The organism is Streptomyces sp. NPDC034099 (assembly GCF_055575415.1).
In genome coordinates, this window is sequence record NZ_JBVISR010000017.1 from 57,209 (window position 1) to 70,225 (window position 13,017).

9 protein-coding genes are annotated in these 13,017 nt (G+C 73.9%); 4 read left to right on the forward strand and 5 right to left on the reverse strand.

Features of this window, described 5'->3' with window-relative positions; all coding sequences use genetic code 11:
• Positions 1 to 24: 24 nt before the first annotated feature.
• Positions 25 to 1,710, reverse strand: a complete 1,686-nt coding sequence (locus ACZ56V_RS34505) for a type 2 periplasmic-binding domain-containing protein (RefSeq protein ID WP_467384623.1) — start codon at positions 1,708 to 1,710, stop codon at positions 25 to 27.
• 332 nt (positions 1,711 to 2,042) lie between these two features.
• On the opposite strand from ACZ56V_RS34505, the gene ACZ56V_RS34510 reads away from it, so the two are divergent.
• Positions 2,043 to 4,883 (forward strand): glycoside hydrolase family 3 C-terminal domain-containing protein, encoded by a 2,841-nt coding sequence (locus ACZ56V_RS34510; RefSeq protein WP_468947538.1) that lies wholly within the window; start codon positions 2,043 to 2,045, stop codon positions 4,881 to 4,883.
• A 41-nt stretch (positions 4,884 to 4,924) separates the two neighbouring features.
• Here ACZ56V_RS34510 and ACZ56V_RS34515 read toward each other — a convergent pair whose 3' ends face one another.
• Together ACZ56V_RS34515 and ACZ56V_RS34520 are read right to left on the reverse strand one after the other, a co-directional pair.
• Positions 4,925 to 5,638 (reverse strand): response regulator, encoded by a 714-nt coding sequence (locus tag ACZ56V_RS34515; protein ID WP_468947540.1) that lies wholly within the window; start codon positions 5,636 to 5,638, stop codon positions 4,925 to 4,927.
• Entirely contained in the window at positions 5,635 to 6,831 is a 1,197-nt protein-coding gene (locus ACZ56V_RS34520; RefSeq protein ID WP_468947541.1) for a sensor histidine kinase, read from the reverse strand. Before ACZ56V_RS34520 ends, ACZ56V_RS34515 begins: the two co-directional genes overlap by 4 nt.
• A gap of 142 nt (positions 6,832 to 6,973) precedes the next feature.
• On the opposite strand from ACZ56V_RS34520, the gene ACZ56V_RS34525 reads away from it, so the two are divergent.
• Genes ACZ56V_RS34525 through ACZ56V_RS34535 form a run of 3 tightly spaced genes read left to right on the forward strand, consistent with a single transcriptional unit; the run spans position 6,974 to position 9,718 of the window.
• Positions 6,974 to 8,107 carry a glycosyltransferase 87 family protein gene (locus ACZ56V_RS34525; protein ID WP_468947543.1) on the forward strand — a complete coding sequence of 378 codons (1,134 nt, stop codon included), beginning with the start codon at positions 6,974 to 6,976 and terminating at the stop codon, positions 8,105 to 8,107.
• The gene (locus ACZ56V_RS34530) at positions 8,104 to 9,291 is read left to right on the forward strand and encodes a glycosyltransferase family 4 protein (RefSeq protein ID WP_398914913.1); all 1,188 of its coding nucleotides are present in this window, start codon (positions 8,104 to 8,106) and stop codon (positions 9,289 to 9,291) included. Before ACZ56V_RS34525 ends, ACZ56V_RS34530 begins: the two co-directional genes overlap by 4 nt.
• A 13-nt stretch (positions 9,292 to 9,304) precedes the next feature.
• Positions 9,305 to 9,718: a cytidine deaminase family protein gene (locus ACZ56V_RS34535; protein ID WP_468947545.1), complete on the forward strand. Its 414-nt coding sequence runs from the start codon at positions 9,305 to 9,307 to the stop codon at positions 9,716 to 9,718.
• A 9-nt stretch (positions 9,719 to 9,727) separates the two neighbouring features.
• On the opposite strand, the gene ACZ56V_RS34540 is transcribed toward ACZ56V_RS34535, so the two are convergent.
• Together ACZ56V_RS34540 and ACZ56V_RS34545 are read right to left on the reverse strand one after the other, a co-directional pair.
• Complete coding sequence (locus ACZ56V_RS34540) at positions 9,728 to 11,173, reverse strand: aldehyde dehydrogenase family protein (protein WP_468947547.1); 1,446 nt, start codon at positions 11,171 to 11,173, stop codon at positions 9,728 to 9,730.
• A 142-nt stretch (positions 11,174 to 11,315) separates the two neighbouring features.
• Positions 11,316 to 12,965, reverse strand: coding sequence for a PucR family transcriptional regulator (locus ACZ56V_RS34545; RefSeq protein ID WP_398914907.1), 1,650 nt, complete (start codon positions 12,963 to 12,965; stop codon positions 11,316 to 11,318).
• Positions 12,966 to 13,017: the final 52 nt, after the last annotated feature.

Sequence of the window (13,017 nt, forward strand, 5' to 3'; positions counted from 1 at the left end):
GGTTCTCCTTGCCTCGGTACCTGGTCAGCCGGCCGCCGGCCCGTTCTCGTCGAGGAGCTTCTGGTACCAGTCGCGCAGCTTGTCCCCGCCCTTGCTCTTCCAGTCGGAGACCGCCTGCTGCATGTCGCCGATCTTCTTGCGGCCGCGGACGATGTCGTCCTCCAGCTGCTCGAAGTCGTTGGAGAGGTTGGTGTAGCGGGCGGGCTCGACGATCTGCATGCCGTAGAACGTCGGCTTCTTGGTGACGGCGCCCGTCCGTTGCTGCCACTCGACCTGCCCCTTGGCGACCTCGGGGAAGTCGGGGTGGGCGATGGTCGCGGCGGGGCTCGCCACCATCACGTAGGCGTTCATCACGTCGATGTTGCCCTGGTCGGTCTTGGTGGGCACGCCGTCCTTGACGGTGTAGTGGGTGCCCTCGACGCCGTAGTTGGTGGCCATGTACTCCTTGGTCCCGTACGGCGCCGCGGTGACGTTGGCGACGGCCAGCACGTCCCGGATCACGGACTTGGACGCCTTCTTGTTGACGAAGGCGAAGATGCTGGCCGGGTTCTGCGCCCACAGCGTGGGGGCGCCGCCGTCGTGCCCGAAGAAGTCCATGCCCCAGATCTTGAACCCGGGATTCTGGGTGGCCTGTTCCGCGGTGCGGCTCCACCACTGGGAGATGTCCTGGTTGTAGACGAGGAACTCGCCGGCGGCGAACTTGGGTCCGGGGTCCGCGGCGTTGGATTTGCCGAGCTTGGCGTCGGGGTGCACGACCCCGGCGGCGAACAGCTTGCGCGTCCACTCCAGGGCTTCGAGGTACTCGTCGGTCTCGGCGCGGTAGACCAGCTTGCCGTCGACCTGGTTCCAGCCGAGCGACTTCTCGTTGCCGGAGAGCACACCGAAGGCGTTGAAGGCGGTCCACTTCATGTCAAGACAGGCCCAGCGCTTGGCCCTGGCGTTGGTGGCGTCCTTGGCCAGCGCCATGAACTCGTCGCAGGACCGGGGGACTTCGTAGCCCTCCTTCTCGAAGATGTCCTGCCGGTACAGCGGCACGATGCCGGACACGTACGAGGACGGCATCGGCAGGCCGAGCAGCTTGCCGCCGAAGATGGACCGCCGCCAGGCGTCGGTGGGGATCGCGGCGAGGTTCGGGTACTCCTTGACCGCGTCGCCGGACAGGTAGGGGCCGAGGTCGGCGAACTTGCCGATGATGGCGCTGGGTATCTTGCCGGTCATGTTCCAGCCGGGCACGACCACCACGTCCGGCACCTCGCTGGAGGCGAGGACCGCGCCGAGCTTCTGGTCGTAGGTGTTGCCGTCCTGGTTCTGCCAGGCCACGTCGACGCCGATGAGGTCGTTCATCGCCCTGTAGTAGGCGTTGTCCGCCTTGGGCGGGGACCCCCAGAACGGCGACATGATCGTGACCCCGCCGCCCTTGCCGAGCTTCTTGGGCACCGAGGTCTTCAGCTCCGCGAGGTCGAGCTTGCTCGTGAAGCCGACCGCGGAGCCGTTCTTGCTGGGGATGTCGGGCGTGACGACGCTGGCCGCCACGTACGCCGGCAGCAGCTTCTCGGCGTCCTTGCCCGACGTGGTGCCGTCGCGCGAGCCTCCGTCGGATCCGCCGCAGGCGGAGAGCAGCGGCACCCCTCCCGCCACCGCCGCGGTGGCGACCGCGGTGGAGGCGAGGAAACTTCTCCGGCTGGGACCGGAGGCGGCGTTCGGCGTCATGTGCGTCAACCCTTCGTGCCTTCGTGGCGCACCGCAGGAGACCCGACGGGGTCGTCGGCCGCGGTGTGTTGAGGGAACTGGAACCAGCGTGCGTCGAAGCGCTTCGATGTTGCAGCGAGGTTAAGTTAACCCCTCGGGGGGCACAAGAGTCGTCCCCAAGATTCCTGTCCGGCGCCGCCGGCAACGGTCTTGGCCGAACTTCACCTTTCCACGTTGCAATGCGGCGCGGGCGCGGCCGCGATCCGGTGCAGTGTCTTGACACCCACCCGGGGCTGCACAGAGCATCGAAGCGCTTCGACGTCCTACCCGCACCATCGCAAGGGGACCTCCACGTGACCGCACCCACGCCGCCGTTCCGTGATCCGCAACTGCCGTTCGCGAAGCGCGTCGACGACCTGATGTCGCGGCTCACCCTCGACGAGAAGACCGCCTTCCTGCACCAGTTCGCGCCCGCGGTCGAACGGCTCGGCATCGCCGCCTTCCGCACCGGCCAGGAGGCACTGCACGGCGTGGCCTGGATGGGCCCGGCGACCGTGTTCCCGCAGGCCGTGGGGCTCGGCGCCACCTGGAACGAGGAGCTGGTGCGGCGGGTCGGCGAGGCGGTCTCCAAGGAGGCCCGGGCGATGCGCGCCCGCGACGAACGCGTGGGCCTCAACGTCTGGTCCCCGACCGTGAATCTGCTGCGCCACCCGCTGTGGGGCCGCAACGAGGAGGGCTACTCCGAGGACCCGAGGCTCACCTCGGCCATCGCCACCGCCTACACCCGGGGGCTGCGCGGCGACCACCCGACGTACTGGCGCACCGCGCCCGTCCTCAAGCACTGGCTCGCCCACAACAACGAGACCGACCGGGACACCTCCTCGTCCTCCGTACGCCCGCGCGTCCTCAACGAGTACGACCTGCGGGCCTTCCGCGAGACGGTCGAGGCGGGCGCGGTGGCCGGCGTGATGCCGGCCTACAACCTGGTCAACGGCCGCCCCAACCACCTCTCCCCGTACCTCGCCCGGCACCTGCGCACCTGGACGGAGGACGACCTGCTGGTCTGCTCGGACGCGGGCGCGCCCTCCAACCTGGTCGACTCGGAGCACTACTTCGACACCCACGAGGAGGCGACCGCCGCCGCGCTGCGGGCCGGGGTGGACAGCTTCACCGACCACGGCACGGACTCCTCGCGGATCGTCGCGCGCCTGAGGGGCGCCCTGGAGCAGGGCCTGTTGACCGAGGCGGACGTGGACGCGGCCGTACGCCGTCAGCTGTCGGTCCGCTTCCGGCTCGGCGAGTTCGACCCGGAGCACGACCCCTACGCGGGTGTCGACGACTTCGACACCCCGGAGCACCGGGCGCTCGCGCGGGAGGCGGCCGAGCAGGCGGTGGTCCTGCTCAAGAACGACGGCGTCCTGCCGCTGGCCCCCGACACCCGCGTCGCCGTCGTCGGACTGCTCGCCGACGAGTGCAAGCTCGACTGGTACAGCGGCACGCTCATCCACCGCTCGACCCCGCTGGAGGGCCTGTACGAGCGGTTCGGCGCCGACCGCGTGAGCTTCGCGGAGGGCGTGGACCGCGTCCGGCTGCGCACCGCCGACGGCACCTTCCTGCACGTCCTCCCGTCGGACGACTCCCCCGCCGAGGCGCTCGGCACGGAGGGCGCCCTCGACCCCGCCCTGCTCGCCGGCCGCACCGACCTGCCGCCCCTGACCACCGACGCCGTCGGCACCGAACTGGCGGTCGTCGACTGGGGGGAGGGCGTGCTCACCCTGCGCGCGCCGGACGGCCGGTACCTGTCCGTCGCCGGGGACGGCTTCGTGCGCGCCTCCGCCGACCAGCCCGGCGGCTGGGTCGTGCAGGAGACCTTCGGGCTGGAACCCCATGCGGGCGGTCACCTCCTGCGGCACACGGGAACGGGTCGTCCCGTCCAGGTCGCCGCCGACGGCGTGAAGGTTGCCGAGGACGACGCGGACGCCGGGGTCTTCGACCTGGTCGTCGCCGAGCGCGGTGAGGACGCGGTGACGCGGGCGGCGGCGGGGGCGGACGTGGTCGTCGTGGTCGCGGGCAACGACCCGCACATCAACGGCCGCGAGACCGAGGACCGTACGACGCTGCGGCTGCCCGCGCACCAGGAGAGGCTGCTGCGCGCGGCCCGCGCCGCCAACCCGGCGACCGTGCTGGCGCTGGTGTCCGCCTACCCGTACGCGGTCGACGTGGCGACGCTTCCGGCGGTGCTGTGGACCGCGCACGGCGGCCAGGCGGCCGGTACCGCGCTCGCCCGGGTCCTCGCCGGTGACGTGTCCCCGGCGGGCCGGCTCCCGCAGACCTGGTACGCCGACGACGCCGACCTGCCCGGCCTGCTCGACTACGACGTGATCGGCGGCCGTCAGACCTACCTGTACTTCGAGGGGACGCCGCTGTTCCCGTTCGGCCACGGCCTGTCCTACGCGTCCTTCGGGTACGGGGACTTGACGGCACGGGTGCGCGACGGAGCCGGGTCGGTGTCCGTGTCCTTCACGGTCACCAACACCGGGGAGAGGACCGCCGACGAGGTGGCCCAGCTCTATGTCCGCGCCCAGGAGCCCTCGGTCCCGCGTCCGCGCCGCGAACTGCTGGCCCACCGCCGGCTCACCCTCGCCCCGGGGGCGTCGGGCCGGGTCTCCTTCGAGGTCCCGCTGTCCGCCTTCGCGTTCTGGGACGTCGCGCACGGCCGGTGGCGGCTGGAGCCGGGCCCGTACGCCCTGCTGGTGGGTGCCTCCAGCGAGGACGTGCGCCTGTCGACGACCGTCACCCTCGCCGGCGAGCCCGGCGCACCGCGCCCGGTCGGGGCACGCGGCCTGGACGCGGCGGACTTCGACGAGCAGAGCGGCACGGAGATCGTCGACCGTACGAAGACGGTGGGCGACGCGGTGACGGCGGTCACCGGACGGACGGGCGAACTGCTCTACCGCGCCTGCGACTTCGGAGCCGGCGTGACCGGGGTGGCCGTGTCCGTCGCAGGGGCGGGCTCGGTCGAGGTAGCCCTGGACGGCGGCCCGGCGGTGGCGGTCCTGTCGCCGGACGCGCCGACCGCGGGGCCGTACGACTACGTGGACCTGGCGAGCGCCTTCACCGCGGAGGGCGTCCACGACCTCCGCGTCACCCTGCGCGGCGCACTGCGGCTCGCGCACGTCGGCTTCTCCGGCTGAGGGTCCGGAGGAGGCAGGAGGGCGGGGCCCGGCGCCGGTGTCTACCGGTGCCGGGCCCCACCCGACTCGCCGCCCGCGCGGACCAGGCCCAGTTCGTAGGCGACGATCACCGCCTGGGCCCGGTCGCGCAGCTCCAGCTTGGCGAACAGCCGGTTGATGTGGGTCTTCACGGTGTGGTCGGTGATGGTCAGGCGCCCCGCGATCTCCGCGTTGGACAGTCCCCGCGCTATCAGGGTCAGCACTTCGGTCTCCCGGGCCGTCAGGTCACCCGCGGCGGGGACGGGCAGCCGCGAGCCGCGCGCGTGCACGAACTCGGCGATCAGCCGCTTGGTGATCTCGGGCGACAGCAGGGCGTTGCCGCCGGCCACCACCCGTACCGCGTGCAGCAGTTCGGGGAAGGTGGCGTCCTTGAGCAGGAAGCCGCCCGCCCCGGCCGCGAGCGCGTCGTACACGTACTCGTCGAGGCCGAAGGTCGTCAGCATCAGGACCTTCGTGGCGCCGCCGGAGGCGGCCAGGATCTCCCGGGCCGCCTCGATGCCGTTCTTGTGCGGCATCCGGATGTCCAGGAGCGCGAGGTCGGGCCGGGTCTCACCGGCCGACAGCACCGCCTGCGCACCGTCCTCCGCCTCGGCGACGACCTCGATGTCCTCCTGGGTGTTCAGGAGGTTCACGAACCCGGTGCGGACCACCGCCTGGTCGTCGGCGACCAGCGTCCTGATCACGCGCGTCCCCTTCGCTCGTTCCGCGGGACTCATCCGCTCCCCCACGGAAGCTCCGCCTCCACCAGGAACCCGCCGTCCGGACCGGCCCCCGCGCTGAGCCGGCCCCCGACCAGCGCGGCCCGCTCCCGCATCCCGGTCAGGCCGTGCCCCGGGCCCGTACCGGGGCGGGAGTCGGCGCCGGGGCCGTCGTCGTGGACGCGGAGGGTGAGCAGCCGGTCGGCGCCGTAGTCCACCTCGACCACGGTACGGGCGCCGGGGGCGTGCTTGCGGGCGTTGGTCAGCGCCTCCTGTGCGATCCGGTAGGCGGACAGCTCCCACGCGGCGGGCAGCGCCACCCGCTCCCCGGTGATCCGCAGCTCGGCCGTACCGCCCACCGCCCGGTGCTGGTCGACCAGTTCGGCCAGGTGGTCGAGGGTCGGCTGCGGGGCGGTGAGGACGCTCTCGCCCTGGGGTGTGCGCAGGACGCCGAGGAGGCGGCGCAGTTCGGCCATCGAGGAGCGGGCGGTGGCGGCGATCTGCTGGAAGCCGTCGCGGGCTTCGGCGGTGATCCCGGGCGTGGTGTACGTGGCGCTCTCGGCCTGGACGGCGATCATCGACACCGAGTGCGAGACGATGTCGTGCAGTTCACGGGCGATCGCGGCGCGTTCCGCCTCGGCGGCCTGCTGTCGCTCCATCGCGATCAACTGGGCCTGTGCCAGGCCCCGTTCGGTGCGGGTCTCCTCGCGGGAGCGGACCGCGTCCCCCATCATCACCGCCCCGAAGACGACCACGGTCACCAGGAAGGACTCGGCGAACAGGCTGAGCGAGCCCCGCTCCCACAGCGCGGGCACCGGCAGGTCCATCCGCGACCAGGTGTTGATGTGCACCAGGTTCACGCACAGCGCGCCGAGCGCGCCGCCCGTGACGGTGAGGGCGGGGTGCAGCACCCGGTTGCGGCCCAGCGAGTAGCAGCCGGTCAGCCCGCTCACCATGATGGACAGGTACAGGTTGACGTCCCCGGCGAAGCCGATCAGCCCCGCCGCGACCGTGAGCACCGCGACGGGCGGGAAGGAGCGCCGCCACATCAGTGAGACGGCGGACACCAGCACTCCGACCGTGGTCGTCACGCCGCCGGGAATGACGATCAGCTCCACGACCGCGCCGGCCGTCACGGCACCACCGGTGATCCAGGGGTAGGCGGGCGCGGCGATCCAGTCGCGCAGCCGCTGTGGGGGTGACGTCCTCATCCCTCCATGATTCCGGGCGGGGCGGGAGCGCGCGTCACCGCCCGGGTGGAGTCCGCGGGCCGAGGTCGTACCACGGGTTGACTCCCGGGTGCGGAGCCTCGGTTGACGCTCTTCGACCTGCGGATTCCTAGCGTCGACGGACATGAGGAAGACCTTTGGGGACCGGGTCGCGAGAGACGCCGGGCGGCCCCTCGAACGGTATGCGTGGGCCGGATGCGCGGTGGCGGCGGCGGGGTTCGCGCAGGTGTCGGACCTGGTGACGCACCGGGTGTGGGGGTGGTCGGCCGCGGCGGGGTACGCCCTCGCGGCGTTCCTGGCGTCGGGGGCCGTGCCGCGCCCGGCCGCCCGGGCGGTCGCCGTGGCGGGGGCCGTCGTGGCGCCGCTCGTCGGCCTGGTGGTGACGGGGCTCGGGCAGTCCGAGGTCGCCGTGATCGAGCGGTCGGGGCGGCTGCTGGCCGCCACCGGGAGTCCGTACGTCACGGCTCCCTCGGCCGTGGGCGACTTCAATCCCTATCTGCCGGGGATGGCGCTCTTCGGCCTGCTGCCGGGGGACCCCCGCTGGTGGCTGGGCGGCGTGTTCGTCGCGTCCCTCGGCGCCGCCGGGTCGCGCCGCCCCGGGCTGCTGCTCGCGTGCCCCCTGGTCGCGCTGCCCCTCGCGGTGGGCGGCGTCGACCTGCCGGTGGCCGGTCTGATGTGCCTCGGCCTCGCGCTGGCCGGGCGGGGCCGTCCCGGTGGCGCCGGTCTGGCTCTCGGAGCCGCCGCCGCCCTCAAGTGGACCGCCTGGCCCGCGCTGCCGGTGGCGCTGGCCCTGGTCGCCGTACGGCAGGGCGGCCGACCCGCGCTGCGGTGCGCGGGCGTGGGCCTGGGCACCGGGGCGGCGGTGGTCCTGCCCTTCGCCCTCACCGACCCCGCCGGCTTCTTCCGGAACGTCGTCGCGTTCCCCTTCGGGCTCACCGCCGCCGACTCGCCCGCCGGCAGTCCGCTGCCCGGCCACCTGCTCGCGGCGCACGTCCCCGGCGGCACGGTGATCGCGCTCGCGCTCCTGACGGCCGGGGCGCTGCTGACCGGTGCCTCGCTCGCGGTACGCCCTCCGGAGACCGTGCGGGCGGCGGCCGGCCGGCTCGCGCTCGGCCTGGGTCTCGCGACGGCCCTGATGCCGGCGACGCGCTTCGGCTACCTGGTCTACCCGTTGGTCCTGGCCGCGCCGGCGCACGAGGCGGCGCGCCGCGACCCGGAGGTCGCCGGCCGTCCCGTGGCGAGGACCCCCGCGCGATGAGCGACTCCCGCGCCCGCACGCTGATCGTCACCAACGACTTCCCGCCCCGGCAGGGCGGCATCGAGACCTTCGTCCGTGAACTGGCCGACCGCTTCCCGCCCGACGAGGTGGTCGTCCTCACCTCCGCGCCCACGGCCGCGACGATGTCCGGCGAGTCCTTCCCGTACCCGGTGGTCCGCCACCCGGTCCGCACCCTCCTGCCGACTCCCGCTGCGACCGCGCACGCCGCGGCGGTGGCCCGCCGGTACGGTTGCGACCGGGTGTGGTTCGGCGCGGCGGCCCCCCTCGCGCTGATGGCGGGGCGGCTGCGACGCACGGCGGGGATCCGCACCGCCGTCGCCACCACCCACGGCCACGAGGTCGGGTGGGCCCGCACCCCGGGGGCCCGCACCCTGTTGCGCCGCATCGGCTCCCAGGTGGACGCGCTGACCTGGCTGGGCGAGCGCACCCGGGGCCCGATCGAGGCGGCCCTCGCCCCCGGCACCCGGACCGCCCGGCTGGTCCCCGGCGTGGACACCGGGGCCTTCCACCCCGCTGCCGACGGCACCCGGGTCAGGACGAGGTACGGCCTGGGCCACCGCCCCGTGATCCTGTGCGCGGCCCGGCTGGTCCCGCGCAAGGGCCAGGACACCCTGATCAGGGCGCTGCCCTGGGTGCGCAGGGCGGTCCCGGACGCCGTGCTGCTCCTGGTCGGCGACGGCCCTCACGCGGCCGGGCTGCGGCAACTGGCCCTGCGCGAGGGCGTCATGGACTCGGTCCACTTCGCCGGCGGCCATCCCCACCACGCGCTCCCGGCCTTCTACGCCGCCGCCGACGCCTTCGCGATGCCCTGCCGCACCCGCAGGGGCGGTCTGGAGCTGGAGGGCCTCGGCATCGTGTACCTGGAGGCCGCCGCGTCCGGACTGCCGGTCGTCGCGGGCGACTCGGGCGGCGCGCCGGACGCGGTGCGCGAGGGCGAGACGGGGCATGTCGTCGACGGCCGCTCGGTCGCGGCGACGGCGGACCGGCTGATCAGGCTCCTGCGCGACCCCCGGCTCGCCCGCGCCATGGGCGGCGCGGGCCGCGACTGGGTGCGTACGGCATGGTCCTGGGACCGCTCGTACGCGACGCTGCGGGACCTGCTGTCGGGCCGGACGGCGGGCTGCCGCACAGTGGGACCGGCCGACACCCGACACCACACCTGACAAGGCGGAGACCATGACCTCACAGACGAAGCCCGTGAACCACGAACTCGTCGAGGCCGCGGCGCAGGTGGCCCGCACCCGTTGCCGGGGCGACAACCACACCATGGCCGCCGCGGCCCGCGCCCGGGACGGACGGATCGTCACGGCGGTCAACGCCTACCACTTCACCGGCGGCCCCTGCGCCGAGCTGGTCGTCGTCGGCGCGGCGGCCGCCCAGGGCGTGTACGAGCTGGAGACGATCGTCGCCGTCGGCGACCGCGGGCGCGGTGTCGTCCCGCCGTGCGGCCGGTGCCGTCAGGTCCTGCTCGACTACTTCCCCGGGCTCACGGTGATCGTCGGGGACGGTGACCGCGTCCGTGCGGTCCCCGTCACCGACCTGCTGCCCGAGACGTACGTCTGGGCGGACCACCAGCTCGACGCCGGGTGAGGCCGGGCGTCAGAGCGCGAGTCCGGTGAGGACCAGAACCCGCTCGTAGGTGTAGTCGTCCATCGCGAACTTCACGCCCTCGCGGCCGACGCCGGACTGCTTGGCGCCGCCGTACGGCATCTGGTCGGCGCGGTAGGAGGGGACGTCGCCGATGACCACGCCGCCGACCTCCAGGGTGCGGTGGGCGCGGAAGGCGGCCTGGAGGTCGTGGGTGAACACGCCTGCCTGGAGGCCGTACTTGGAGTCGTTGACGGCGGCGAACGCCTCGGCCTCGCCGGTCACCTTCTGCACGCTGAGGACGGGGCCGAAGACCTCCTCGCGGGCGAGGGTGGTGTCGGCGGGCAGGTCGGTGAGGACGGTCGGGGCGTAGGAGGCGCCGTCGCGCTTGCCGCCGGTGAGGAGCTTCGCGCCCGCGGCGACGGCCTCGTCGACCCAGGACTCCACCCGCTCGGCGGCGGCCTCGCTGACCAGCGGGCCGACGTCCGTCGCGTCGTCGTTCGGGTCGCCGGTGACCTGGGCCTCGACGGCGGCGACGATGCGGGGCAGCAGGCGGTCGTAGACGGCCGCGTCGGCGATCACGCGCTGCACCGAGATGCAGGACTGGCCGCCCTGGTAGTTGGAGAAGGTGGCGATGCGCGCCGCGGCCCGGTCCAGGTCCTCGTCGCTCGCCCAGTCGGCGAGGACGACGGCCGCGCCGTTGCCGCCCAGTTCCAGCGTGCAGTGCTTGCGGGGCACCGAGTCCATGATCGCGTAACCGACGGTCTCGGAGCCGGTGAAGGAGATGACCGGGAGGCGCTCGTCCTGGACGAGGGCGGGCATCCTGTCGTTCGGGACCGGGAGGATGCTCCAGGAGCCGGCGGGCAGCTCGGTCTCGGCGAGCAGCTCGCCGAGGATCAGGCCGGACAGGGGGGTGGCGGGGGCCGGCTTGAGGATGATGGGCGCGCCGGCGGCGATCGCGGGGGCGATCTTGTGGGCGCACAGGTTGAGGGGGAAGTTGAAGGGCGCGATGCCGAGGACGACGCCCTTGGGGAAGCGGCGGGTGAGGGCGAGGCGGCCCTGGCCGCCGGCGTCGGTGTCCAGGCGCTGGGCCTCGCCTCCGTTGAAGCGGCGGGCCTCCTCGGCGGCGAAGCGGAACACGGAGACGGCGCGGCCGACCTCGCCGCGGGCCCACTTGACCGGCTTGCCGTTCTCGGCGGAGATCAGGCGGGCGATCTCCTCGGTGCGCTCCGCGAGGCGGCGGCTGACGTGGTCGAGGGCGGCGGCGCGGAGGTGGGCGGGGGTCGCGGCGAACTCGTCCCGTACGGCGTACGCGGCGGCCACGGCCTCTTCGACCTGGGCGTCGGTGGGGAGGCTCACCGTGCCTACGGTGGTGCCGTCCCAGGGGGAGGTGACGTCGAAGTCGGACTCGCCGGTGGCCTGGCGGCCGGCGAGCCAGAAGGCGTGGGTGGAAGTCATTGTCGAGTCCCGGCCCTTCCGCGTTGGGGGTGGTGGTGTGTACGGGTGCGGGGTCCACGGTAGGGCGGGGCGGAGTGGACGGTGTTTGTCCGGGGTGTAGTGGTGGGTGGCGGGTGTTCGACGTGGTGGCCAGGTGGGGGCGTTACTCGGGTGCCGTCGCCTTCAGGGCCAGCCACAGCTCCATGCGGACGTCCGGGTCGTCCAGGGAGCGGCCGAGGATCTCCTCCACCCGGCGCATCCGGTAGCGCAGGGTGTGGCGGTGGACGCCGAGGTCGGCGGCGGCCGCGTCCCACTGGCCGTGGCGGGAGAGCCAGGCGCGCACGGAGGCGACGAGGTCGCCCCGGCCGGTGGCGTCGTGGTCGCGCAGCGCCCGCAGGAGGCCGTCGGCGAAGGCGCGCACCGCGTCGTCGGCGAGGAGCGGCAGGACCGAGCCGGCCGCCACGTGCTCGTGCTCCACGCAGACGCGGCCACGCCGGCGGGCCACCGACAGGGCCTGCTGGGCCTGCTTGTAGGCGGCGGACGCGGCGATGGGCCCGGACGGGGCCGAGAGGCCGACGACCAGGCTCTCCTCGTCGCCACCCGCACGGGACTCGGACACCGGGCGGGCGGCCTCCAGCGCCGACGCGTGCTCGACACAGGCGGCGACGGCCGCGCCGCCGTCGGTGGCCAGCACCACCAGGCGTTCGCCCTCGGGGACGACCAGCACCGCCTCGCCGGAACGGGCCGCCGCGGATTCCGCTGCCTCGGCGAGCGCGCTGAGGGTGCCGAGCGGGTCGCCGCCGGTGTCACCGCCCGTGTCACCGGCGGCCGTGGAGGTCCTGGCCCTGGCCGCCGACGACTCGGCGACGATGATCCGGAACGGCGCGTCCAGCAGGCCGCCGTACAGGTCCCCGGCGACCGTGCGCGCGTGGTCGGGTTCGCCGGCCAGGAGCATGCGCAGCACGGCCGCGTCGATGCGGAGCACGGCCTCGTGCAGGGAGCGGGAGCGTTCCGTGGTGAGGGTCAGCAGGGCGATGGCGGAGTGGACGGCGTACCGCTCGGCGGTGCCCGGGGCGGCGGCCGTGCCGACGGCGAGCGCGGAGCGGGGCCTGCGGGAGGTGCCCAGGGAGTGCAGCTCGACCCGGTCGGCGTTCTCGGGGTGCTCGGTGTTCCCGGCTCCGCCGACCACCGACGAGGCCGGTGCGGGGCGCTCGCGCAGCCGTTGCACGTCCGCCGTGAGCCGCGCCGCCCTGCGCCCCGCCCACTCCGGCGCGGCGGCGACGACGGCACCGGAGGCGTCGTACAGCGCCGCCCAGCCGTCGACCTGGGCGGCGAGCGCGGCCAGCAGGCCCTCCGGGCCGTCGGTCAGGGTCCGCCGGGTCAGCTCGCGCTGGGCGGCGAAGCCGGCCGTGACCGCGCGGTACTGGTCGGCGGCGATCGCGGCGGAGACGGCCTTGCTGATGGCGAGGAAGGGGGTGCGGCGCGGCACCTCCAGGAGCGGCAGTCCTTCCCGCCGGGCCGCGTCCACCAGGGCCTCGGGGACGTGGTCGTAGTTGACCCCGACGGCGAACCCGAGGCCCACCACTCCGGCGTCCGCCAGCCGTTTCACGTACCGGTGCATCGCCTCGGGGTCCTCGGCGTCCAGCTTGAGGGCGGTGATCAGCAGCAGTTCGCCGCCCTCCATGTAGGGCACGGGGTCGGCGAGTTCGCTGACGTGGGCCCAGCGCACCGGTACGTCGAGGCGGTCCTCGCCGGCGCGCACGGTCAGCTTCAGCGCCGAGTGGTGGACGAGCGAGGCGAGCGTGGGGGGCATGGGGCCTGGGCCTTCGGGTCTGCGTCGGGGTGTGAGGCTGGCTGCGGGGTCG

Bases quoted from the DNA above. Each gene is read 5' to 3' on its own strand.
- ACZ56V_RS34520 (WP_468947541.1), bottom strand. From the start codon at position 6,831: ATGAGGACGTCACCCCCACAGCGGCTGCGCGACTGGATCGCCGCGCCC.
- ACZ56V_RS34525 (WP_468947543.1), top strand. From the start codon at position 6,974: ATGAGGAAGACCTTTGGGGACCGGGTCGCGAGAGACGCCGGGCGGCCC.
- ACZ56V_RS34545 (WP_398914907.1), bottom strand. From the start codon at position 12,965: ATGCCCCCCACGCTCGCCTCGCTCGTCCACCACTCGGCGCTGAAGCTG.
- ACZ56V_RS34530 (WP_398914913.1), top strand. From the start codon at position 8,104: ATGAGCGACTCCCGCGCCCGCACGCTGATCGTCACCAACGACTTCCCG.
- ACZ56V_RS34505 (WP_467384623.1), bottom strand. From the start codon at position 1,710: ATGACGCCGAACGCCGCCTCCGGTCCCAGCCGGAGAAGTTTCCTCGCC.
- ACZ56V_RS34515 (WP_468947540.1), bottom strand. From the start codon at position 5,638: ATGAGTCCCGCGGAACGAGCGAAGGGGACGCGCGTGATCAGGACGCTG.
- ACZ56V_RS34540 (WP_468947547.1), bottom strand. From the start codon at position 11,173: ATGACTTCCACCCACGCCTTCTGGCTCGCCGGCCGCCAGGCCACCGGC.
- ACZ56V_RS34535 (WP_468947545.1), top strand. From the start codon at position 9,305: ATGACCTCACAGACGAAGCCCGTGAACCACGAACTCGTCGAGGCCGCG.